This is a genomic window from Salmonella sp. SAL00670 (genome assembly GCF_046552235.1).
GTDB classification, from domain to species: Bacteria; Pseudomonadota; Gammaproteobacteria; order Enterobacterales; family Enterobacteriaceae; genus Salmonella; species Salmonella enterica.
The window spans coordinates 177,599-201,392 of sequence record NZ_JBGDUO010000005.1 but is presented as its reverse complement, the minus strand read 5'-3'; the positions used below and the strand labels follow the sequence as shown (position 1 = coordinate 201,392).

At 52.5% G+C, this 23,794-nt stretch carries 19 protein-coding genes, 1 tRNA gene, 1 other RNA gene and 1 pseudogene; 6 read left to right on the top strand and 16 right to left on the bottom strand.

What is annotated here, in order from left to right; translation table 11 throughout:
* The first annotated feature begins 191 nt into the window (after positions 1–191).
* Genes bcsE through bcsG form a run of 3 tightly spaced genes read left to right on the top strand, consistent with a single transcriptional unit; the run spans position 192 to position 3,627 of the window.
* Positions 192–1,763, top strand: a complete 1,572-nt coding sequence (gene bcsE / locus ACLJRS_RS17265) for a cellulose biosynthesis c-di-GMP-binding protein BcsE (RefSeq protein WP_001205776.1) — start codon at positions 192–194, stop codon at positions 1,761–1,763.
* Positions 1,760–1,951 (top strand): cellulose biosynthesis protein BcsF, encoded by a 192-nt coding sequence (gene bcsF / locus ACLJRS_RS17260; protein WP_000988321.1) that lies wholly within the window; start codon positions 1,760–1,762, stop codon positions 1,949–1,951. The genes bcsE and bcsF overlap by 4 nt, the downstream gene beginning before the upstream one ends.
* A complete protein-coding gene (gene bcsG, locus ACLJRS_RS17255) occupies positions 1,948–3,627 on the top strand; it encodes a cellulose biosynthesis protein BcsG (protein ID WP_000192026.1) in 1,680 nt (559 codons plus the stop codon). Before bcsF ends, bcsG begins: the two co-directional genes overlap by 4 nt.
* Positions 3,628–3,708: 81 nt before the next feature.
* Here the strand turns inward: bcsG and ACLJRS_RS17250 are convergent, their stop codons facing one another.
* Positions 3,709–3,816 carry a type I toxin-antitoxin system toxin Ldr family protein gene (locus ACLJRS_RS17250; RefSeq protein ID WP_001537650.1) on the bottom strand — a complete coding sequence of 36 codons (108 nt, stop codon included), beginning with the start codon at positions 3,814–3,816 and terminating at the stop codon, positions 3,709–3,711.
* A gap of 372 nt (positions 3,817–4,188) precedes the next feature.
* Between ACLJRS_RS17250 and ACLJRS_RS17245 the strand changes: the two are divergent.
* Both ACLJRS_RS17245 and ACLJRS_RS17240 read left to right on the top strand, forming a co-directional pair.
* Positions 4,189–4,341 (top strand): annotated as a pseudogene (locus ACLJRS_RS17245) (PLP-dependent transferase); the annotation flags it as partial.
* 117 nt (positions 4,342–4,458) lie between these two features.
* Positions 4,459–5,757, top strand: coding sequence for an aromatic amino acid transport family protein (locus ACLJRS_RS17240; RefSeq protein ID WP_001150173.1), 1,299 nt, complete (start codon positions 4,459–4,461; stop codon positions 5,755–5,757).
* A 100-nt stretch (positions 5,758–5,857) separates the two neighbouring features.
* On the opposite strand, the gene dppF is transcribed toward ACLJRS_RS17240, so the two are convergent.
* The 7 genes from dppF to ACLJRS_RS17205 form a co-directional block, all read right to left on the bottom strand.
* Positions 5,858–6,871, bottom strand: a complete 1,014-nt coding sequence (dppF, locus tag ACLJRS_RS17235) for a dipeptide ABC transporter ATP-binding subunit DppF (protein ID WP_000103563.1) — start codon at positions 6,869–6,871, stop codon at positions 5,858–5,860.
* Positions 6,868–7,851, bottom strand: a complete 984-nt coding sequence (gene dppD / locus ACLJRS_RS17230; protein ID WP_001196509.1) for a dipeptide ABC transporter ATP-binding protein — start codon at positions 7,849–7,851, stop codon at positions 6,868–6,870. Before dppD ends, dppF begins: the two co-directional genes overlap by 4 nt.
* Positions 7,852–7,861: 10 nt before the next feature.
* Complete coding sequence (gene dppC, locus ACLJRS_RS17225; RefSeq protein WP_000084690.1) at positions 7,862–8,764, bottom strand: dipeptide ABC transporter permease DppC; 903 nt, start codon at positions 8,762–8,764, stop codon at positions 7,862–7,864.
* A 9-nt stretch (positions 8,765–8,773) separates the two neighbouring features.
* Positions 8,774–9,793 (bottom strand): dipeptide ABC transporter permease DppB, encoded by a 1,020-nt coding sequence (gene dppB / locus ACLJRS_RS17220; RefSeq protein WP_000938843.1) that lies wholly within the window; start codon positions 9,791–9,793, stop codon positions 8,774–8,776.
* A 156-nt stretch (positions 9,794–9,949) separates the two neighbouring features.
* Positions 9,950–11,557: a dipeptide ABC transporter periplasmic-binding protein DppA gene (gene dppA, locus ACLJRS_RS17215; RefSeq protein WP_000028047.1), complete on the bottom strand. Its 1,608-nt coding sequence runs from the start codon at positions 11,555–11,557 to the stop codon at positions 9,950–9,952.
* A 555-nt stretch (positions 11,558–12,112) separates the two neighbouring features.
* Entirely contained in the window at positions 12,113–13,438 is a 1,326-nt protein-coding gene (locus ACLJRS_RS17210) for a uracil-xanthine permease family protein (protein ID WP_001136079.1), read from the bottom strand.
* 57 nt (positions 13,439–13,495) lie between these two features.
* Positions 13,496–14,620, bottom strand: coding sequence for an aryl-sulfate sulfotransferase (locus ACLJRS_RS17205; RefSeq protein WP_000940821.1), 1,125 nt, complete (start codon positions 14,618–14,620; stop codon positions 13,496–13,498).
* A 148-nt stretch (positions 14,621–14,768) separates the two neighbouring features.
* On the opposite strand from ACLJRS_RS17205, the gene ACLJRS_RS17200 reads away from it, so the two are divergent.
* Positions 14,769–15,776, top strand: a complete 1,008-nt coding sequence (locus tag ACLJRS_RS17200) for a substrate-binding domain-containing protein (protein ID WP_000290710.1) — start codon at positions 14,769–14,771, stop codon at positions 15,774–15,776.
* Here the strand turns inward: ACLJRS_RS17200 and ACLJRS_RS17195 are convergent.
* The 8 genes from ACLJRS_RS17195 to lpfA all read right to left on the bottom strand — a co-directional run bounded on the left by ACLJRS_RS17195 (position 15,767) and on the right by lpfA (position 23,500).
* Positions 15,767–15,900: non-coding RNA, RtT sRNA (locus ACLJRS_RS17195), on the bottom strand. The genes ACLJRS_RS17200 and ACLJRS_RS17195 overlap by 10 nt on opposite strands.
* Before the next feature lie 35 nt (positions 15,901–15,935).
* Positions 15,936–16,012: transfer RNA gene (locus ACLJRS_RS17190), tRNA-Pro, on the bottom strand.
* A 90-nt stretch (positions 16,013–16,102) separates the two neighbouring features.
* Positions 16,103–17,794 carry a kdo(2)-lipid A phosphoethanolamine 7''-transferase gene (gene eptB, locus ACLJRS_RS17185; RefSeq protein WP_001269258.1) on the bottom strand — a complete coding sequence of 564 codons (1,692 nt, stop codon included), beginning with the start codon at positions 17,792–17,794 and terminating at the stop codon, positions 16,103–16,105.
* Positions 17,795–18,011: 217 nt separating this feature from the next.
* Positions 18,012–18,539: a long polar fimbrial protein LpfE gene (lpfE, locus tag ACLJRS_RS17180; protein WP_000792957.1), complete on the bottom strand. Its 528-nt coding sequence runs from the start codon at positions 18,537–18,539 to the stop codon at positions 18,012–18,014.
* A gap of 5 nt (positions 18,540–18,544) precedes the next feature.
* Positions 18,545–19,624 carry a long polar fimbrial protein LpfD gene (gene lpfD / locus ACLJRS_RS17175; protein ID WP_000914255.1) on the bottom strand — a complete coding sequence of 360 codons (1,080 nt, stop codon included), beginning with the start codon at positions 19,622–19,624 and terminating at the stop codon, positions 18,545–18,547.
* 17 nt (positions 19,625–19,641) lie between these two features.
* Positions 19,642–22,170: an outer membrane usher protein LpfC gene (lpfC, locus tag ACLJRS_RS17170; protein WP_000220311.1), complete on the bottom strand. Its 2,529-nt coding sequence runs from the start codon at positions 22,168–22,170 to the stop codon at positions 19,642–19,644.
* A 22-nt stretch (positions 22,171–22,192) separates the two neighbouring features.
* On the bottom strand, positions 22,193–22,891 hold the full coding sequence (gene lpfB, locus ACLJRS_RS17165; RefSeq protein WP_001082123.1) for a long polar fimbrial chaperone LpfB: 699 nt from the start codon (positions 22,889–22,891) through the stop codon (positions 22,193–22,195).
* 84 nt (positions 22,892–22,975) lie between these two features.
* Complete coding sequence (lpfA, locus tag ACLJRS_RS17160) at positions 22,976–23,500, bottom strand: long polar fimbria major subunit LpfA (RefSeq protein WP_001519917.1); 525 nt, start codon at positions 23,498–23,500, stop codon at positions 22,976–22,978.
* Between the last annotated feature and the right edge of the window lie 294 nt (positions 23,501–23,794).

The following is a 23,794-nucleotide window of genomic DNA, read 5'->3' as shown; positions in this document are numbered from 1 at the left end:
AATACGGGAGAACGCACATTTTTCATCTTTCCGTGACATCATTTATAATGTGTAAAAATGCAAAGCGCAGAGTTACAGGGCATCCTGCCGGACAAATTGATTCACATGCTAAATCTGATGCGTTTTAATTTCAATGTTAGGTTTATTTCTGTGCTTTCGCTAGTAAACTGATAAACAGTTAAAATAGTGACATGAGGGACACTGTGGACCCCGTATTTTCTCTCGGCATCTCATCATTATGGGATGAACTGCGCCATATGCCAACCGGCGGCGTCTGGTGGGTTAACGCCGATCGCCAGCAAGATGCCATCAGTCTGGTGAATCAAACGATTGCGTCACAAACGGAGAATGCAAATGTCGTCGTCATCGGCATGGAAGGCGATCCTGGCAAAGTAATCAAATTAGATGAATCTCACGGTCCGGAGAAAATCCGCTTATTTACCATGCCGGATTCAGAAAAAGGGCTATACTCTTTGCCCCACGATTTGCTTTGTTCTGTTAACCCGACGCATTACTTTTTCATTCTTATTTGTGCAAATAACACGTGGCGGAATATAACGTCAGAAAGCCTGCATAAATGGCTGGAAAAAATGAATAAATGGACTCGTTTTCATCACTGTTCATTGTTGGTTATTAACCCTTGTAATAATAGCGATAAACAGTCCTCGTTGTTGATGGGCGAGTATCGCTCACTTTTCGGCCTCGCCAGTTTACGTTTTCAGGGCGACCAACATTTGTTCGATATTGCCTTCTGGTGTAACGAAAAAGGCGTCAGCGCCCGACAGCAGTTATTGCTGTGTCAGCAGGACGAACGCTGGACGCTATCCCATCAGGAGGAGACGGCAATTCAGCCGCGTAGCGACGAAAAACGTATTCTTAGCCACGTCGCCGTCCTTGAAGGCGCGCCGCCGCTCTCGGAACACTGGACGCTTTTCGACAATAACGAAGCGCTATTCAACGACGCGCGCACGGCGCAGGCCGCGACAATTATTTTTTCGCTTACACAGAACAACCAAATCGAGCCGCTTGCTCGTCGCATTCATACTTTGCGACGCCAGCGGGGAAGCGCGCTGAAAATTGTCGTGCGCGAAAATATCGCCAGTTTGCGCGCCACCGATGAGCGCCTGCTGCTGGGCTGCGGCGCGAATATGATCATTCCCTGGAACGCCCCGCTTTCACGCTGCCTGACGCTTATTGAAAGCGTGCAGGGGCAGCAGTTCAGCCGTTACGTACCGGAAGACATCACCACGCTACTGTCGATGACGCAGCCGTTGAAACTGCGCGGTTTTCAGCCGTGGGATACCTTTTGCGATGCCATCCATACGATGATGAGCAACACCCTGCTCCCCGCCGACGGGAAAGGCGTTCTGGTCGCGCTGCGCCCGGTACCGGGCATTCGGGTTGAGCAGGCGTTAACATTATGTCGGCCAAGCCGAACCGGCGATATTATGACCATCGGCGGCAACCGTCTGGTGCTGTTTTTATCATTCTGCCGGGTCAACGATCTGGATACCGCGTTAAACCATATTTTCCCTTTGCCGACGGGCGATATTTTCTCTAATCGTATGGTCTGGTTCGAAGATAAACAAATCAGCGCCGAGCTGGTGCAGATGCGCTTATTGTCGCCGGAACTGTGGGGAACGCCGCTACCGCTGGCAAAACGCGCCGACCCGGTAATAAATGCCGAACACGATGGCCGCATCTGGCGTCGTATTCCTGAACCCCTGCGATTGCTCGACGACACCGCGGAGCGTGCATCATGATGACCATCAGCGATATCGTGCAAATTATTCTTTTTTGCGCGCTGATTTTCTTTCCGCTGGGGTATCTGGCGCGTCATTCGCTACGCCGTATCAGTGATACAACCCGGCTGCTATTTGCCAAACCTCGTTATGTAAAACCAGCCGGAACTCTGCGCCGCGCTACGAAAGTCAAGGCAGACAAAAAATGACTCAGCATACTCAAACTCCATCAATGCCTTCTCCGCTCTGGCAATACTGGCGCGGTCTTTCCGGCTGGAACTTCTATTTTCTGGTCAAGTTTGGCCTACTGTGGGCAGGCTATCTGAATTTTCATCCTTTACTGAATCTGGTATTCATGGCGTTTCTGCTCATGCCAATACCAAAGTATCGCCTTCACCGATTGCGCCACTGGATTGCCATTCCCGTCGGCTTCGCGCTGTTCTGGCATGATACCTGGCTGCCCGGCCCGCAAAGCATTATGAGCCAGGGGACGCAGGTGGCGGAATTCAGCTCCGGTTATCTGCTCGATCTGATCGCCCGTTTTATTAACTGGCAAATGATCGGCGCCATCTTCGTACTGCTGGTTGCCTGGCTATTTTTATCACAGTGGATTCGGGTCACGGTGTTTGTGGTCGCCATCATGGTATGGCTGAATGTCCTGACATTAACCGGCCCGGTTTTTACGCTGTGGCCGGCAGGCCAGCCAACCGATACGGTGACGACGACTGGCGGTAATGCAGCCGCTACCGTCGCGACAGCGGGCGATAAGCCGGTCATCGGCGATATGCCTGCGCAAACCGCGCCGCCGACGACCGCGAATCTGAACGCCTGGTTGAACACCTTCTATGCCGCGGAAGAAAAGCGGAAAACGACGTTCCCGGCGCAGCTTCCGCCTGATGCGCAGCCGTTCGACCTATTGGTCATCAATATTTGTTCGCTCTCCTGGTCGGATGTCGAAGCGGCAGGCTTGATGTCACATCCGCTATGGTCGCACTTTGACATTTTGTTTAAACACTTTAATTCCGGTACGTCTTACAGCGGCCCGGCGGCCATTCGTCTGCTGCGCGCCAGCTGTGGTCAACCTTCGCATACCCGACTTTATCAACCAGCCAATAACGAATGTTATCTGTTTGATAATCTGGCGAAACTGGGCTTTACTCAGCATCTGATGATGGATCATAACGGTGAATTTGGCGGCTTCCTGAAAGAAGTTCGCGAAAACGGCGGTATGCAGAGCGAACTGATGAACCAGTCCGGCCTGCCAACCGCCCTGCTGTCATTCGACGGCTCGCCGGTATATGACGATCTGGCGGTCCTGAACCGCTGGTTGACAGGGGAAGAACGTGAAGCCAATTCCCGCTCCGCGACTTTCTTTAACCTGCTGCCGCTGCACGATGGCAACCACTTCCCCGGCGTCAGCAAAACGGCGGATTATAAAATCCGCGCGCAGAAACTGTTCGATGAACTGGACGCCTTCTTCACCGAACTGGAGAAATCCGGGCGTAAGGTGATGGTAGTCGTCGTACCGGAGCACGGCGGCGCGCTGAAGGGCGACAGAATGCAGATCTCAGGCCTGCGCGATATTCCCAGCCCCTCCATCACCAACGTCCCGGCGGGCGTGAAATTTTTTGGCATGAAAGCCCCGCATGAGGGCGCGCCGATTGATATTAACCAGCCGAGCAGCTACCTGGCGATTTCCGAACTGGTCGTACGCGCCGTGGACGGTAAGCTCTTTACCGAAGACAGTGTGAACTGGAACAAGCTGACCAGCAATCTGCCGCAAACCGCGCCGGTTTCAGAAAACGCTAATGCGGTGGTGATTCAGTATCAGGGTAAGCCCTACGTTCGTCTGAATGGCGGCGACTGGGTGCCTTACCCGCAGTAAACCGAAAAAGGCCGCAAGGTTTCCCCTGCGGCCTGGTTCGGGCGCATGTTGCCATTACGGCGGACAGACGCTCAAAACGCGTTACTTCCTGTCACGTAGCCAGTTGACGATCACACTGGCGATAATGCCAGCAATGATCGGTGCCGCCAGATCGTGCCAGAAGGCCACGCCCAACTGCGTAAGCGTCATATAGCCGCCTTGTTGCAATGGCAACCGTTCGCGGCTATCCTTAAAGTGTTTGGGTTCAAGTTAGCCCCCGTCAGGTTGCCAGGTTTATACCAGTCAACGTGCGGGGGTTTTCTCTATCCAGCAACCTATGCCGCCGGGGATCAAGCCCCCGCAACATTGCGCCTCACCGGGTAAACCCGGCTTGCTGCTGATATTACGGCAAAATCCCCGTCCCGGCACGGCGCTAACGTGCAATCTGCGTGACGCTTCGCAGACGATTACTTTTATTTGCCAGAATACATTCAGCATTTCTGAGGCTGGCAGTCAGCCGCTCAATTCTGTAAATTATGCCTCCTCGCGGCCAGTCCCGGTGATACCGAAACCCTCGTTCAGCATCCTGCGTCTATGACATATTCGCCTGTTGCGCCAGAGGAATGGCTAAAAGCAGGTATTACCGACGAACTTATCCGTCTTTCAGCGGGACCTGAAGATCCCGACGATATTATTCATGACCTTGAACGCGCCAGCAGAAAAGCAGCATTCTGACGATTGCTCGGCGAACCGCTGTCACCGGTTTGCCGCATCGGGTATCAAGGCACTATAGCCTGGTTATAGGCAGCATTCTTTATGAGAGAGCTGCGTATATTTTGGGCAGGGGGCTCTATGCAGGACGACACATTACCATTAAATAACAGTAACGCTACGACCACACCGCTTTCAACGAGATTACCGTTTACAAAATATGATTTTGGCTGGGTGCTCTTGTGTATCGGTATGGCGATCGGCGCCGGTACCGTCTTAATGCCAGTGCAAATCGGTCTCAAGGGGATCTGGGTATTTATTACCGCTTTTATCATCGCCTATCCCGCTACCTATATTGTGCAGGATATTTATCTAAAAACGTTATCTGAAAGCGAAACCTGTGACGATTATACGGATATTATCAGTCACTATCTTGGCAAAAACTGGGGCGTTTTTCTCGGTGTAATCTATTTTCTTATGATTATCCACGGGGTGTTTATTTACTCCCTGTCGGTGGTGTTTGATAGCGCCTCCTATATCAAAACCTTCGGCCTTACTGAGGCCGATCTTTCGCAGTCTATTATCTATAAAGTCGCGATTTTCGCCGTGCTGGTGGCGATTGCCTCCGGCGGGGAAAAGTTATTATTTAAAATTTCCGGCCCGATGGTGGTGGTAAAAGTCGGGATCATTCTGATATTCGGTTTTGCGATGATCCCACACTGGAATCTTGATAATATTTCCGCCTTTCCCGCCGCATCGGTTTTCTTTCGCGACGTACTGCTCACTATCCCATTTTGCTTCTTTTCTGCGGTCTTCATTCAGGTGCTAAACCCAATGAACATCGCCTATCGTAAGCGCGAACCTGACCGTGTGCTGGCCACCCGGATGGCGATTCGCACGCATCGCATTAGCTATATTACGCTGATTGCCATTATTCTCTTTTTCTCGTTCTCGTTTACCTTTTCGATTAGCCATGAAGAGGCGGTATCAGCGTTCGAGCAGAATATTTCCGCCCTTGCACTGGCAGCTCAGGTAATCCCTGGCCATATCATCCACATTACCTCTACCATCCTCAATATTTTTGCCGTACTTACCGCGTTCTTTGGTATTTATTTAGGTTTTCACGAAGCGCTTAAAGGTATTGTACTGAATGTATTGAGTCGCATTATGGATGTCAAAAACATCAACCCACTGTTACTGACATCTGGAATCTGTGTCTTTATCGTGGTTACTCTGGTCATTTGGGTTTCGTTTCGCGTCTCAGTATTGGTCTTTTTCCAGTTAGGCAGTCCGCTTTATGGCATTGTCGCGTGTATTATACCCTTTTTCCTGATTTATAAAGTAGCGCAACTGGAAAAATTACGCGGCCTGAAAACCTGGCTTATTCTGTTATATGGAATATTGTTGTGCCTGTCGCCGTTATTAAAATTGATTGAATAAGTCGTACCGGAGAGCCATGCCCGGTGGCGCTACGCTTACCAGGCCTACAGGTACGGTGTAGGCTTGATAAGGCGCAGCCGCCATCCGGCATAAAACGCAATTAACTCAACGGTTTCTGCGGGTTTTCATCCTGATCGACGGCAAAGCAGGCCACCAACTGGCCGTCGTACTCTTTAAGCTGCGGCTGTAACTGCGTACAGGGTCCGAAGCGACGGCTGCAGCGGGCGTTGAAGGCGCAGCCCGGCGGCGGGTTCAGCGGGCTCGGCAACTCGCCGGTCAGCTTAATCCGCTCACGGCGATCGTCCGGATTCAGCCGTGGCGTGGCGGAGAGCAACGCCTGGGTATAGGGATGACGTGGATTGTTAAAAATCTGCTCTTTGGTCCCTTTCTCCACGCAGCGGCCTAAGTACATGACCATCACTTCATCGGCGATGTGTTCCACCACCGACAGGTCGTGCGAGATAAAGACATAAGACAGCCCCATATCCTGTTGCAAATCCATCATCAGGTTCAGCACCTGGGCGCGCACCGACACGTCGAGCGCGGAGACCGGTTCGTCGGCAATCACTACGTCCGGATCAAGCATCAGACCGCGGGCGATAGCGATACGCTGACGCTGGCCGCCGGAGAACATATGCGGATAGCGGTCGTAGTGCTCGGTTTTCAGCCCCACCTTCGCCATCATCGCCAGCGCTTTTTCACGACGCTGCGCTTTACTCAGGCTGGTATTGATCAGCAACGGCTCTTCCAGAATTTGCCCCACTTTCTTGCGTGGATTCAGGGAACCGTAGGGGTTCTGAAACACAATCTGAATTTTCTGCCGCCGCAGTTTCTGCGCGTGCGGATCGTGTTTAAGCAGATCCTGCCCCTGGTAATAAAGCTCGCCGCCGGTTGGCGTTTCAATCATCGTCAGCAGGCGACCCAGTGTGGATTTTCCACAACCGGACTCCCCCACTACGGCCAGCGTTTTACCGCGTTCGAGATTAAACGACACGCCATCCAGCGCTTTTACCAGCCGTTCCGGAGAAAAGATCCCCTTCTTCACCGGATAGTGTTTTTTCAGGTCGATAGCCCGCAACAGCGGCTGTTGCAAGGTGGCCTCATGCGTACTCATAGTGTGGGCCTCCCGGCATCATCGAGTGGGTAATGACATTTTGACTGACGTCCATCGTCCAGTTGGTTAAGAGCAGGTTCTTCCGCACGACATCTGTCCGTGGCGTAGGGGCAGCGAGGGTTAAGCAGACAACCCGTCGGTCGGTCATATTTCCCCGGCACCACGCCCGGCAGCGACGCCAGACGCGCTTTATCTTGCGCAAACTCTGGTAACGCACGTAGCAATGCCTGGGTATACGGATGACGCGGCGCGCGGAAAATATCCTGCGCAGCGCCGGTTTCGACGACCTGCCCGGCGTACATGACGATAATTTTGTGCGCCGCTTCCGCCACCAGCGCCAGGTCATGGGTAATCAGCACCAGCGCCATGTTCTCTTTTTGCTGCAACTCCAGCAGCAGCTCAATAATTTGCGCCTGAATGGTCACATCCAGCGCCGTGGTCGGTTCATCGGCAATTAACAGCTTTGGTCGACAGGCTATTGCCATCGCAATCATCACACGCTGACTCATGCCGCCAGAAAGCTGATGCGGATAGACATCCAGACGAGAGGCCGGATCGGGAATGCCCACTTGGTTCAACAGGTCAATCGCTCGCTGACGACGAGTTTTCTTGTTCCCGCCCTGATGTACCTTGATGGCTTCCATAATCTGAAAGCCAACGGTATAGCAAGGATTGAGGCTGGTCATCGGGTCCTGGAAAATCATCGCCACTTCAGCGCCCACCAGGTTGCGACGTTCCTTCTCGGAAATGCGCTTCAGATCCTGTCCGTTAAAGAGCAGGTTTTCCGCCATCACGCGGCCTGGGTAATCGATAAGCCCCATAATCGCCAGCGAGCTGACGGATTTGCCGGAACCAGACTCGCCGACAATACCGACCACCTCACCCTGCTTCACGCTGTAGCTAATGCGGTCGACGGCTTTGAACGGTGTCCCTTCGTCGCCGAAGTGCACCGATAATTGATCTACATTTAATAACGCCATCTCGAACCTCTTACTGCTTCAGTTTGGGATCGAGCGCGTCACGCAGACCGTCACCCATCAGGTTAAATGCCAGTACCGTCAGCAGAATCGCCAGCCCCGGGAAGGTCACGACCCACCAGGCGCTTTGCGCGAACTGCAATACGTCGGAGAGCATGGTGCCCCATTCCGGCGTTGGCGGCTGTGCGCCCATCCCCAGGAAGCCGAGGGCAGCCATATCGAGAATGGCGTTAGAGAAGCCCAGTGACGCCTGAACGATCAGCGGCGCAAGGCAGTTCGGGAAAATATTGACGAACATCTGACGCATCGCGCCTGCGCCCGCCACGCGGGAGGCAGTCACATAATCGCGGTTCACCTCTACCAGAACCGCCGCGCGGGTTAAGCGGACATAGTGCGGCAGCGCCACAAACGTCAACGCCAGCGCAGCGTTGCCGATGGAGGGGCCGAAGATCGCCACCAGCACCAGCGCCAGCAGCAGGCTCGGCAGGGCCAGCATAATATCGACCACGCGCATGATGATGTTATCGACCAGACCGCCGAAGTAGCCCGCGACCAGGCCGAGAATGATCCCCATTACCAGCGACAGGACGACCACCAGACAGCCGACCAGCAGTGACAAACGCGCGCCATACATCAGGCGCGAGAGGACATCGCGACCAACATCATCCGTTCCCAGAATATGCGCCCAACTGCCGCCTTCCTGCCAGACCGGCGGCGCCAGCAGCGCATCACGGAACTGCTCTGCCGGGTTGTACGGCGCAATAAAGTTGGCAAACACCGCAATCAGGATCACGATGAGAACATACGCCAGCCCGACGACCGCGCCTTTGTTGCGTTTGAAATAGTGCCAGAACTCCCGCAATGGCGTCATGGGCGCCGGTGCGGCATTAACATTATTTTCAGTAACCTGTGACATGATGGCCCCTTACTTCTTATGCCGAATACGCGGGTTCACCACGCCGTACAGCAGGTCTACCAGCAGGTTGACGAGAATAATCATCGTCGCTACCAGTAACACGCCGCCCTGCACTACCGGATAATCGCGGCGTTGCAGCGCATCGATCAGCCAGCGCCCCAGACCGGGCCACGAGAAGATAGTTTCTGTCAGAATCGCGCCCGCCAACAGCGTCCCGACCTGCAGGCCGATCACGGTGACGACTGGCAGCATGGCGTTACGCAGAGCATGGACGATAATGACGCGCATCCTGGTCAACCCTTTGGCGCGTGCGGTACGGATGTAATCCTCCCCCAGCACTTCCAGCATCGACGAACGGGTCATACGCACAATGACGGCCAGCGGGATTGTGCCGAGCACCATCGCAGGCAGGATCATATGCGCCAGCGCATCAATAAAGTTACCCTCTTCGCCCCAGATAGCGGTGTCGATCAGCATAAAGCCCGTCAACGGATTGGTATCATCAAGGAACACCATATCGCTCACGCGCCCGGAAACCGGCGTCAGGTTCCAGTGGACGGAGACCAGCATGATCAGCATCATGCCCCACCAGAAGATAGGCATAGAGTAACCGGTCAGCGCCAGGCCAACGGCAGTGTGATCGAAGATAGAACCGCGCTTCACTGCGGCCAGCACGCCCACCGGAATCCCCACGGCGACGGCAAAAATCATGGCGCAGACGCCAAGTTCCAGCGTCGCTTTAAAGCGAGGCACAAACTCGTCCCATACAGGGATTCGGCTTTTCAGCGAGATGCCTAAATCGCCATGCATCACCCCCCAGATATAATGGAGGTACTGCTGCCACATCGGTTTATCAAGACCGAGTTCAGCCAGCAGTTGAGCATGACGCTCAGGGGAAATACCTCGCTCACCCGCCATGATCATCACCGGATCGCCGGGGATCATGTGGACAAAGGCAAAGGTGAGAAGGGTAATACCGATAAACGTCGGGATAACGAGTCCCAAACGTCGGAGAATGAACTGCAACATAACCCGAATTCTCTCTCATGACCCACGGCCTGGAACCGTGAGTCTGTATTGCTCACAAATCTTATCCCACGCAAACTGCATCGCGGATAAAGCATTACGCCGGATGGCGCTGCGCTTATCCGGCCTACACAACACCGGGGCGCAGCGCTCTTTTAATTATTCGACAGAGACGTTTTCGAAGTGATGTTTGCCTAATGGATCAACCACATAGCCTTTAACTTCTTTACGCACTGGCTCATAAACCGTGGAGTGAGCGATGATCAGCGCTGGCGCCTGGTCATGCATCACAACCTGGGCCTGTTTATAGAGTTCAATACGCTTGTTGTGGTCATCGGTCGCACGCGCAGGCTGAATCAGGTCTTCAAACGGCTTGTAGCACCATTTTGAATAGTTGGAGCCTTGCTGGGCGGCATCGCAGCTGAACAGCGTGGCGAAGAAGTTATCCGGATCGCCATTATCGCCGGTCCAGCCCATCATCACCGTCTGGTGCTCGCCATCTTTAGCGCGCTTGAGGTATTCGCCCCATTCATAGGTGACAATTTTGGCCTGAACGCCAATCTTCGCCCAATCCGCCTGGATCATTTCCGCCATACGACGCGCATTCGGGTTATAGGGACGCTGTACCGGCATCGCCCACAGATCGATGGTGAAGCCTTTTTCCAGACCGGCTTCTTTCAGCAGCGCCTTCGCTTTTTCCGGATCGTAGCCATAGTCTTTAATATCGTCGTTGTAGCCCCACATTGTCGGCGGGATCAGGTTTTTCGCCGCAACGCCCGCGCCCTGATAAACGGCTTTGATGATGGCCTCTTTATTCACGGCATAGGTCAACGCCTGGCGAACTTTGACATCATCCAGCGGTTTTTTCTGCACGTTATAGGAGAGATAACCCACGTTCAGACCGGCCTGCTCCATCAGGTTGATGTTTTTATCTTCTTTCATGCGCGCAATATCCGCCGGGTTCGGATACGGCATCACCTGACATTCGTTCTTCTGCAGTTTGGCGTAACGCACAGAGGCGTCAGGCGTGATGGAGAAGACCAGACGGTCAATCTGCGGCTTCGTGCCCCAGTAGCCGTCAAAGGCTTTGTAGAGAATGCGGGAGTCTTTCTGATATTGCACCAGTTGGAACGGGCCAGTGCCGACCGGGTTCAGATCCACTTTTTCCGGCGTACCGGCTTTCAGCATGTTGTCAGCATATTCTTTGGAAAGAATAGAGGCGAAGTCCATGGCTAAATCGGCAAGGAACGGCGCTTCCGGACGCGTCAGCACAAACTGCACCGTGTGATCGTCTACCTTCTTCACTTCGCTAATCAGATCCGGCAGCCCCATGCCTTCAAAGTATTCATAGCTGCCGCCAGACACTTTATGGTACGGGTTCTGCTCGTTTTTCTGCCGGTCAAAAGAGAACACGACATCATCGGCGTTCAGCTCGCGCGTGGGTTTGAAATCCTTGCTGGATTGCCATTTCACCCCTTTACGTAGGTGGAACGTATAGGTTTTACCGTCTTCGCTGATATCCCACTTCTCAGCAAGACCCGGGATCACTTCCGTGGTGCCGGTTTTGAATTCAACCAGACGGTTATAGATAGGTACGGAGCTGGCATCATAGGTGGTGCCAGACGTAAAGAGCTGTGGGTTAAAGCCTTCCGGCGAGCCTTCTGAACAATAAACCAGGGTTTTGGCCTGCACGCTTGCTGCAACGGTCATGGCCACCAGGCTCAAACCAAGCTTCAGCATCCCTGACTTCTTCAAGGAAATACTCATTCTTCTGCTCCAATTGTGATGTATGTTGTTTTGCCCTTTGCAAAGGCTTTTACCGCCCGGCCTTTTTTGTTTTTTACCTGGTCAGGTCAGTAGTGAGAGGTGGGGATTCCGTTCGCATAATCGACTGAGTTGCAGTGCGGATTCTCCATAAAATGCCCCTCATTCCCTACAATCTGTCAATAGAATGTCAAAACGTCAATACAGGTAACCAGCTTTTACAACAACGGTGAGAATTAACAAACAAAGATTAAAAAAAGTTCAGAAGGGTATTTTCAGCAGGGAAATTTGTGCTATAGGCAGAAAGGCAGAGTTATTCACTTAATATTTTGCAACAGTTAGTGATTAACAATTAGACATTAATTGAAAAATTTCTTTCGATATGTTGATTATCTGAGCGATTAATACCACTAACGCTAAAACGCACAGGCGAAAATGCTGAGGTTATCCATAAGCCGTGTGCAAAAAAGAGTTATACGGACATTGAAAAACACCATCGAATATGTCACAAAATTGTAAATAAGTAGGCCGTCGTGCGGCCTACCGCGATCACAAAAACTAACTTTTGACCCTGGCCTGCGTGCGCTTTTCGCTCCAGTTAAACAACGAGTTCACCAGAATCGCCGTCAACGTCCCCGCTGCCATGCCGTTGCCAAAGACCATCTGTACGCCCGCCGGGAAATTCTGATACAGGCCGGGTACCAGTATAGGTAGCATTCCCATGGCCAGCCCCATCGCCAGCGCGTAGGTTTTACCCGGCGTATGCAGTGGCTCACGCGCAATCATATCAATACCGATAACCCCGATAATGCTGAAGACAATCACCGCCGTACCGCACACCACCGAACCTGGCAGACAGGTCGCCAGACGTACCAACGGTGCGAATATGGCAATCAGGATTAACAATCCTCCGGCAGCCGCAGTCACGAAACGTGATTTCACATTAGTGGTGCGTACCACCCCAATATTTTCGCCGGAGGTGATAATTAAGGAGGTGCCAAAAATCCCCCCCAGCAGCGACATTACCGCATCACCACGAATGGTACGTGGAATCGCCTGCTGCACATTTTGCGTGGAATTGACTATTTCCGCGGTCGCAATCGTTTGCCCGGTTGCTTCAGCCATAGAGATGACCGCGTAAATCAGTAACGGCAGCGAGGCGGAGAGATCAAAAATCGGCCAGCCGAACGGCAAAAGCTGTGGGAAACTAAACAGCGGCCCGTGACTAACACCGCTAAAATCGGTGCTGCCCAGCGCCATTCCCAGCAGCGTTCCCGCTAAAAGGCCGAACATCACCGCCAGCTGGCGCAAAATACCGCTAAACGCCAGCGCGAAAATCAGCGTTATCAGAATAGTCCCCAGCGATAAAATGATACTGGTTGGATGAGCGAAGTCGGCGCTCCCTGGCTGGCCAATGATCAACCCGCCGTACAGGCGAATAAGGTTAATCGACACCATTAGCAGCATGATGCCGATGATAAAAGGGGGAAAATGGTGCAGGCAGCGGCGGAAAATCGGCAACGCGATAAAGTAGAACAGCGAAGTCAGAATTACGGCGCCAATCGCGGTCTGGATATTGGTCTGTAAAGCGATCGCAACGAAAATCGCAATCGGCGCGCCCCCCGGTACCATAATAAACGGCAAACGCGCGCCCACCCCTTTCACACCCAGGCTTTGCAAAATAGCGCCCAGACCGCACATCAGAAAGGTTGCGCTAAGTACCGAGGCGGTCACCGTATCGGTAAAGTGGAGCGCTTTGGCGATCAGAAAGACGGAGGTAATGGGGGTGGCGGCAACGACCAGCACATGCTGAAGCGCCAAAAGTAAGGTGGTTTGCCAGGGTAATGCATCGTTATCCGGCGTAGTAAGGCCAGGCTGCGGCATGATTAACTCCCATAAAACATCAAAAAAATAACCGCCAGCGCGGGCTGGCGGTCTGCATTATTTCAACCAACTAATGGCATCAGCGGCATAGCGATGCGCACGGAAGGCGCTGTTCTGTTTTCCAGGAATAATGCCTTTACTGAGGTGCTCCGGATATTCATTAAAGAACGGAATGATATATTCCCATACCGTTTCGCCTTCGGGGGTGACTTCAAACAGGCGGCCAAACGCCGATTCACAGATAAAGGTGTTGCCGTTCGCCAACCGCTGCGCGCTCCCCATATACGGCGAGAAAAACGCCGGCGGGAAGATATCGCGATACTGCCAGGTAATCGCTTTGGTCTGCGGATCGAACTCCAGCACCGTGGAATGCGGCGAGGTGACGCCGGGACGCAGGTTGCCATTATCGAAAACCAGAATCGACCCGTTCTCCATCTCAACCGGCGTGTGCTGCTGCGCTACCACTTCCGGCCCTGCATGCCAGATAACCTTCCCGCTCTCTTTATCCACGGCAATGACGCCGGAAGTGGTACGCAGGCTCATCAGTACCAGGCCATCACGGGTGACGGACAGGCCGTTAATCATCGGCCAGTGGCGGCGGTCGAAAATATCATGAATCGGGAAATCTTCCGGATTCAAATGCTCCCAGGCACGCCATTCCCAGACCACGTCACCGTCGCGATTGACCTCTTTGACGACGTCGCTCTGAATCACGCCGTCCGGCGCATCACGTCGCGGGTCGCCGCCGGTAACACGGGCGGCGATATCGGCAGGCAACGGCGACGCGGCGGTATACAGCAGATTACCGTTCGCCAACCATTGCGCATCATGGTGATGGTAAATATCTTCGTAATGCCAGACGATTTCGTTATCCGGCGTCACTTCGTAGAAGTCGCCGCCGTGCCAGAGATCCCACGCCGGATAGAGGTTCGCTGAAGTGCGGTGGCTGCCGTTATAACCCAGATTACCGTTCGGCAGCAGCACTGCATCACGCCCGGCGCGAACCGGAAGCTGCCACTGATGCGCGACTTCGCCCTGCTCGTCCACCAGGTAAACCCGCCCTTCGGCGGTTTGCGGCGCAAAAAGCGTATAGCCGCCAAAGCTCTTCGCCTTATCAGCGTAGATAAGGCCCGCCGGACGGCGTCCAAGGGTAAAAGTCGAATCCTGAGTTAAGTGTGCCACATCGCCTCCTGAGGAATAAATTTGCGCCAAAATACCCCATTAAAACGTTTTAATGAAGAGTTTTTTACGATCCTCACCGAAAAAAGCAAACGTTACCGTCTGGTAAATATGCTACCCTGTGCGCAAATTTTCGCAGGTCAGGAAGCAGATGGCTGTTCAAAATAAAAAACGCGCAAAGTTGATTGATGTTGCCCGCCATGCAGGCGTATCGCCAGGGACGGTATCCAATGCATTGCACAACACCCGCTTTGTCGAGCCGCAGACGCGACGGCGTATTGAAGAGGCCATTGTTGCGCTCAACTACACGCCGAATATTCGCGCCCGCCAGTTACGAACCGGCAAAACCAATACCATTGCCTTGCTCTCTTCGGTGCCCCTGGCGATTGCCTCCGGCGCATCACGACTGGGATTTATGATGGAGGTGGCGTTAACGTCCGCGATGATGGCGCTGGAAAAGCAGCATGCGCTGATTCTGGTGCCGCCGGGAGCAAATCCACTGGATGCCGTCAGCTTTGACGCGGCGATCCTGATTGAGCCGGCGGAGAACGACCCGCAGCTCCAGGCGCTGGCGCAAGCGGGCATTCCCTGTGTCACCATTGGCCGCACGCCGGGGACCGACACGCCTGTGCCGTGGGTTGAGCTGCACTCGGCGGCAACAGCACAACTTCTGCTAACGCATCTGGAGGCCTCCGGCGCCAGCAAATGTGCGTTATTTGTCGGTAACACACGGCGAACATCAGTTCTGGAGAGCGAAGCGGCTTACCAGCGCTGGTGCGCGGGGCGCCAGGACCCCGTCGTCTACTCTCTCAATGAAAGCGAGGGTGAAAATGCCGGCTACCAGACCGCGCAGCAGCTATTACAGGCGCATCCCGACGTTGACGGCGTGCTGGTGCTGATCGATACCTTTGCCAGCGGCGCGGTACGGGCTTTCCAGGAACAAGACATCGCCATACCTGAACAAATGCGGGTGGTTACTCGCTATGACGGTATCCGCGCGCGCGAATCGCTGCCGCCGCTGACGGCAGTGAATATGCATCTTGATGAGGTGGCGCGACAGGCAATCACACTATTATTTGATTTGCTGGCGGGCAAGAAGGTCAGTCACAGCGACGGGATCATGCCTGAACTGGTGGTGCGAGCGTCAACCTGCCGGTGATAGAGGATGACTCGCCACTGCGTGGCTCGCCCTGCGGGCCGTTGCTGGCGCAACGTTCTCTCGCTTCGCTCGAGTCGAACCTCTTGCCCCCGGAGGTTCTCATCCTCGTCAGACTTCAGATACAAAAAAACCCTGCTCATTGAGCAGGGTTTCTGAATTTGGTCGGTGATAGAGGATTCGAACCTCCGACCCCTTCGTCCCGAACGAAGTGCGCTACCAGGCTGCGCCAATCACCGAATGCGGGCGCATCTTACTGCTCAGGCGCACGCCCGTCAATCCCTTAGTCGCAAAATACAATTCAATCGGCGAGAAAGTCGGCAGACAACCTACTTCGCGGCGACTTTCTGCGCATCGGGAATATGGCACCAGTTGTTGTTCTGGTTAATGCCGCCATTCGGCGATGTATACCCCAGGCAGCCCATTATCGTATCGTACAGCTCCACATGACGACGCGGCACTTTGATCTCCGCCTGCTGTTTCAGGTGAGCGAACATCTGCGCATGTTGCGGACTGGCAAGATATTTATCCGACATCCATACCAGCATCGGAACACGGAATTGCTCCGGCGGCGCCATATTGCGCGGCGTACCGTGCAAATGTTCGCGTTCGTTAATCGACTCGCCGTGGTCAGCCGCGTAGAACACAATCGCTTTTTTATCACGTAGCTGATCGAACACACTGGTAATAAAGTGATCCACATAGGTCACGGAGTTATCGTAAGAGTTGATCATCTGCGCTTTCGTGCAGCCGCTATCGACCCCAATACATTCGGGCTTCCACTGAGCGTAGCTGCGCGGATAACGTTGCGTATAGTTAAAATGCGACCCCTTAGTATGCAGGATAATCAGATGCTTACCCTCCGGGTTCTGGGCAAGCGAGTTCTGCATCTCATCAATCAACAGCATGTCATCAACCGTTTTACCGCGGTTACGCGGCTCGGCGCCGATCTGCTCGCGGTAGGAGATATTATCCGCCATGGTATTGCTATAGAACCACATCTCGCTCTGCATGGCGTACAGATCGGAACTGAATCCGAGCTGTTTGAGTACGGCAAAAACATTCTGCTCTTTTAAGGTACGCTGCGGGTTATTATCCGCCCCACCTTCCCGTACAAACATACAGCGTAAAGAAAGCTTCGTCGCGGTATCGCAGGAATAGCCGCGGAATGCCGCCAGATTTTTTTCCTGCGCCAGCTTCGGCGTGGTATTACGCTCGTAGCCGAAAATCCCCATGTGATCCCAACGGGTCGTCTCACCGATAATGAAAACGACGTAGGTGTCATCCCCATCCTTCGGCGCAACATAGGTAAATTTCCTGGCCGGGTTTATTAACGAATTATTGTCTGACGACTCATCTACCTGCGCCCAGGCATACAGCCCTAACGCAGATAACCAGTTTGAGGGCAGGTAGGAGTTCGCCACCACGCCGCCATAGCTGGGTAAGTCGATGCCTGTCGCCCGTTCAACCTTTTTTTGCTGTATATCCAGCAGGCGGATAGGCGCCCACACCATTACGCCTGCGAGTACCACTACAGCGGCGCTGCGAAAACGCTGCCCCGGCGTACGTAGCTGGCGCAACAACGTGTAGCGACAGTGGTTACTCCAGATAAAGATGAGCGGAAGCACGCTCACGGCAATCAGCCACAATACAAAGTGCAGCCCCACCACCTCTTTCGAGAGATCGATATCGGTGGTCATAACAGACGCAATAATGCCGTAGCCAATCACCACGTTCAGGAAGGTCATGTAATAACTGGCGCCAGCGGAAAACAGCACCACCAGCGTGGCCAGCACACGCCAGACGCGTCGGCCAAACAGTGAAAGAAGACGAAGTAAGAAGAAAGTGACCAGCACCGTGGCGCCCAGTTCGACAACTGCGGAGAGGCCTTTCCAAATGGTAAATTCTTGTGCATAACTGCCGAAACGGCGGTAAAACACGGCGCAATTCATAAACAGACCGATATAGAGCGCAAGCAAGAAACTAAGTTTCTGTTGCGTCATCGATTTAATGTATCTCATGCAAACAAACCCTGGGAATCGGGATAAAAACGACCTGTACAACGATTCTGTAATCAAACAGGTAAATATGCGGCTAACGCAGATGTAAGAAAGTCTACAAGCACGGTTAAGTAGACCACAAGCAGAGGGGAAAGTGGCAACGGAGAGTGTGATCGGAGAAGATTTTTACAAAAAATCACTAAAAATGGAAAAGGGCCAGCGAACTGGCCCTCAGTGATTATTCGTATGTGACGCTAAAATTCACCGTCGCATTCGCTGTGCCAACGGTGGCATCCGGCTTAACAGGCACATAGCTGGCGATATAGTTCAGCTTGTTCGTACCATCAAACCAGACAGTGTGTTCGACAGGCGTAGAGTCGGTACTGGAGGGATATTGTTGCTCCCCACCAGATGTTTTAATTTTTAACGCCACGCCCGTCGCGCCGCCGCTATCCAGGGCAAAAAGCGAGGGGTCAGTCGGGTCCGGAGAACCGTCCATCGTAACGCTGGCCTTTGTGGCATACGCGCAATCTTTTAAGCCGATGCTAAAGTTTTTCTGGTTCAGCTCTTTACCCACTTTTACCGGGCGCTGAAGCACCACGGTCTCCATATTGACGTCGATACTGTCGTTTTCCAGTTCACAGGTAGCCGCCTTAATAGTAATGGTAAAGTGGATATCACCAGCAGAACCGATATTCGACGGTGCCGCCATCGCGGAAGCGGTAAGCAGTAAACACGCTGGCATCAAAGCATGAAGGTTTTTCATCCTGCTTACTCCACATCAATACGCATGGTGGCAATTCCCTCGAAATCCCCGGCGGCCGGCAATTTGCCGGTGGTACTGATGGGGTAAGCCGAAATGGTCGTTGAGGCGGTACGGTGCGTGTCGTCAACAAGACCCGATACGCTCAGCTCCTGATTAACACTGGCGTCATTTGGCACCAAAATTTTACCGTTAGCGCCCTCAATGACGGCACCGATATCCGGGTTGCCCATGTCGATGGCATTCGAATCATTAGCGTTTGGCATTCCCTCAATACGCAGGAAGATCTTTACGCCATCGGAAATATTGGTGCATTTAAACTGCAGCTCTTTGGTGAATTTCGTGGCGTTCTTTGCAACTTGTCCTTTGCGATCTTTAAAATCAGTGGCCTTAAATTCCCCAAACGGAATTTCCAGCGTGCTGCCGCTGGAGAGTTCACAGCCCTGAGGTACCGTAATTGAACCACTGATATATACAGACGACGCAGGTATACTGCCATATACACTGGGTTTCTTTGTCACAAAAAGGTCCATTATTTTGGTGCTAGGTATAATACTTTCACCCACAAACGGATGGAGAATATAGAGCGATAAGTGACCTTTGCCACCGGATGTCCATATTGCATCTTTACTACTTGCATTTTGCGAACACTGAGAGCGGTTGTTTGTCAGGTTACCTACATTCTCAAACGGTGTGTTAACGTATTCTCCTCGTCCCCCCGAAATCAGTACATCGCTCGCAATGGCAATATTATTATTGATCTGGTAATAGGAGCGACTCTCTATATTCGTAACAAAGGCCAGAGGAACCACAGCCTTAAATAAGGTGTCATTTATAAGAGAGGTATCATCAGGGCATTCACAGGACATCGCATAGGTTCCACCTAAATTCCAGCTATCGAAATCTACGAAGGTCGCACCCGTTGTGTTCTTTGACGTATCTGAAACTGTTTTATTTATGGTGGCACTGAAGATATGTGTTCCACCTTCAGGAGTACATGGTCCAAAATCTGCCGCTGCCAGCGCCTGCCCCGAAAACAGCACCGACCCGCCCAACAGGCCCGTAAACATTATCAACTTTTTCAACATAATCGTTTCCTTCCCTGTTACCGGCAGACGGCATTCGCCATCACCACGCCGGTATTATCCTGTTGTTCCGGCAGCGTAAACGCCACGCGGCATTGCTGTGCCTGGTCTTTACCCCAGTTCACCTGAAGGGCACCTTTCTCCGGCATCCCGCTGATATAAAGCTGACCGTCTTCACCCACAATGCTGCTGAACTCTTTTGTGGTATCCAGCAGCGTGGCGGTAGCACCAAACGGCACCGCTTTGCCATTGGCCTGCGTCAGATTCATCAGCACGCGATAGCCCACTCGGGTATCGAAGCGGGCACGAACAATCGCGCCGCGTGTCGGCACTACGTTGACGGAGGCGGTATCCAGGTCAACCTGGTTGTTCAGGCTGTCGCTTCGCAGTGAGACTTCCGTTTCACGGTACGGAGTAAGGTAAGGCACGACCGCATTACCCATCCAGTCCACTTCCACACCACCGTTGTTGATCACGTGCGCGCCGCGCGCGCCCGGCGCGGAGATAATGGCCATGGATTCACCCAGCGGTTGAGAAAGAGTGATACCTTCGCTATGGGCTATCACACCGCCGCGCAAACCGTAGTTCACCTGCTGGCCGTCACGGTTGTAGTTGTAACCCAGGCTGGCGCTACCCACGCCGCCCTGGTAATCCAGGTTCACGCTGCCGCTGTTACCCACGCCGTTGCTGCCGTAGCCTTCCTGCACACTATAGTTCAGGTTGTGGTCTTCCAGCGCGGTGCCGCTCACCCCTAACTGCTGGTTGGTTCGGCCATGCTGATCGGTCGTGAGGTGGTAGTTACTCCACACGCGTCCCAGTGGAATCGACATGGAGAATGACAGTAAACGATCGCTCTCATCCCACTCCGGGCTTTTCGTCCAGGTGTAAGCAACGCTGTAGTTCACGCGGCCAATACGGCCGTTATAACCGGCATTCAGCGAACGCTGTTTACCTTCATCGTTCCAGTAGTCCTGCTGCGTGACGTTAAAATAGACCGAGCCCCAGGCGCCCAGTTGCTGCGTCACGTTGCCCTGAATCTGACTACGTTTGTGGTACTGGCTATAAGAGCTGTCCGCATCGCTGCGCACATCCGTCGCTTCCTGGAAGGTGTAATAGCCGCTGGTCGAATACTTGTAACCCAGCAGACGGAAATCTGTACCGCTGTTAAAGCTCTTGGAGTAGAGGAAACGATAAGACTGACCTTCCGAATTCTCCTCATTTGCCAGCTTGCTTTTTGCCTGGGTTACATCGATGGAGATCGCGCCGATATAACCGAAGTTTTTACCTAATCCTCCCGCCAGCGAGTAATAGTCGTCAGAGAAGATCGCACCACCGTAAACGGTAAAGCCATACGGCAGGCCGTACATGGCATCAAGCTGCCCGAATTTCGGCTCGGCGCTGTTATAGTTCCCGGCACGGTATTCCCCGGCGGAAAGGCTGTATTTGAGATGGCCTTCACGCTGGAGGAGCGCCACCGAGGAGAACGGCTGAACGAACTTCTGCTCACTGCCGTCCGATTCTTTAATGGTGACCGTCAGGTCGCCGCTGTTTGAGGTTGGATACAGGTCGTTAATTTCAAACGCACCCGGCTGAACAAACGTACGGTAAATAACGTAGTTGTTCTGCTCAACGGTAACTTCGGCGTTACTTTTGGCAATACCCCGGATGACGGGCGCAAACCCGCGCTGGCTGTCAGGCAGCATCTCTTCGTCGGAAGTTAACTGCACACCGCGCATCTGAACGCTGTCAAAAATATCACCGGCGGTGGAGGTATCCCCCAACGTCAGCTGTGATTTCAGCGGCACAATGGCACGGCTTAGAGATGTGCCAATGTTATCCCATGTGTTGTTACCGTCGTTTCGCGTCCAGGTGCTATAGTTACGTAACCGCCATGCCCCCAGGTTCATACCGCTGCGCAGATTCAGATAGTAGCTGTCGCTGTTGTAGCTGGTTTCACTGTCGTGTGCGTCATAGCTGGCGTTGCTGCCGGAAAAGTTATAATCCACCAGCAGGGCATTCACCCCTTCGTCCCACTGCGATTCTGGCACCGTACCGCGCGCTGTCTGCTTCATCGCAGCCTGCGGGAAGCTCATGATCAGGGTCTGGTCTGCAAAGTCGAAATGGCTGGCGGCCTGGGGAATAATGTCGTCAAAAGCAACACAGGCTTCAGGCGGGGCCATTTTCAGAGCCGGGAAGCTATCAATACGCACGCCCATATCTTCAAGCTGCACGCGGCTTAAGCACGGCACCAGGGATTCACCCATTTTTGCGCGCTGCGCCTCTGTCGCTGCCTTAAACTCCAGGGTGCGAGACTCCATTTTTTTTTCGTTGACCACCACCGAGACGCGGTATTTACCTGGCAGGTGTTCAGCTTTATTGGATTCATACATTGAAAGGTCAACGTGCTGATCAATACCCGGCACATCCTCCAGAAAGCGCGGGTTAAATGTTCCCGCATACGCGGGGAGCGTACCCGCTATCATCAGCGCAAGCGCAGACTGCGTGAAACGCGAGGTCTTATTGCCCAGAGGAAGATGCGTCCATGTCATAGTAATAATCCTTTAAAACGTGTTAGTTAACGCGCTGTGTCAACATGTCGCCAGCCGTGCCAAAGTCATTAATAATGTTGTATTTAACTTCGCTTACCTTGCCGGTGCCGGCTGGCAGTTCAATATTCAATGAGCCTTTTGCCGGAACCATTCCCGTTTTTTCAATATCACGGCCGTTGGCATAAAATTTATTAAACGTCAGGTTAAAGGCAGATGGGTTTTCCACTTTGATCTGGTTAGCCCCTGCGCTGGTGAACTGCAGTTTGTTCCAGCCGTCCATGCTATTGCCTTTCAGGCCCGCCGGGCGATAGAACAGTTTTAAGCGGGTACGTACGGCGATCTGCAGTACGTTTTTAGCTTCCGCGTCTTCACTTTTGGCAGGAATAGCTTTTACGTTAATCCAATAAACGGACTCGCGATCCTGCGGTAACGTGTTCGTCGTATTAACAATACGTAAAACGTTATTTTTAGTCGGGCTTAATTTAAATAACGGTGGAGTGATGATAAAGGGCGTCTTTTTATTACCGTTAGCATCATCAATCCATGACTGAATGAGAAATTCATCCGTGGTGCTTTTATTATTTACCGTAAGAGAAGCTTCCTTTCTACTACCGTCATAAATAACACGCGTGCTGCTTAATGCCACGCCTCCGGCAAAACTGTTTTGAGCAATCAACGCCAGCACCAGTGCTGTGCAAGATATCAAACGTGAGCGGTTCATGATTCTCTTCCTGAGCCTCCGCTGGAAAAAATGGCAACGGGATTTCCGTTGCCATTATGATTGTCTGTATTAACGAAAATTCGATTATTCGTAGGACAGGTTGAAGTCCACTTCTGCGTTACCGTAACCAGTGGTTACAGTATCTTTTGTTGCAACGTAGTTAGCGGTGTAGTACAGCACGGTCTGACCAGCAGCCAACGTAGTGGTGGATTTACCGGTGTTCATTTCAACAAGCTTGTTAGCGTTGTCGTAGATACCGATGCCCACGCCAGTTGCCGCACCTGCTTCAGTGTTAACAGAAACCAGTGTCGCATCGTCTGTATCACCAACGCCATTGAAGCTTACGTTAACTTTGGTATTAGAGGTGATGTCACAGTCTTCCAGTTTGATCTGGAAAGGCTTAGAAGAAGACTTGTCGCCAATGGCTTTGAAGATATTTTTCTTAACCTGACCCAGCACAACTTCCTGGTTCTGAGAGTCAGTAGAAACGACGCATGGCGCGTCAACGATTTCACCGGTGAATTTAATGGTGCCGTCACCAGATTCAGCAGCGAAAGCAGAAGTGGAAACTACAGCGAGAGCAGACAGAGCAAAAACAACCTTTTTCATTAAAAACTCCATTTATGACGGTAGATAACAGAACGCATCCTTAGGATTATCTGCATTCTGTGAGGAAATGGAGTGTATAGAGGTGGGTATTGGATACTATAATTAGTATATATAAAAATAATTGTTAGTTAATCTTAAAAAGAATAGAAATCAATATGTTACAAATGCAACGTACATAAATGTAATTTTTTATTAAGAATAAATTAATATAATTAATATATTATTTCTTCCTATTCATAAATAAGTTAAATGTCTTCCTTATTTATTAGACGTTTTTTTAACTACAATTGATTA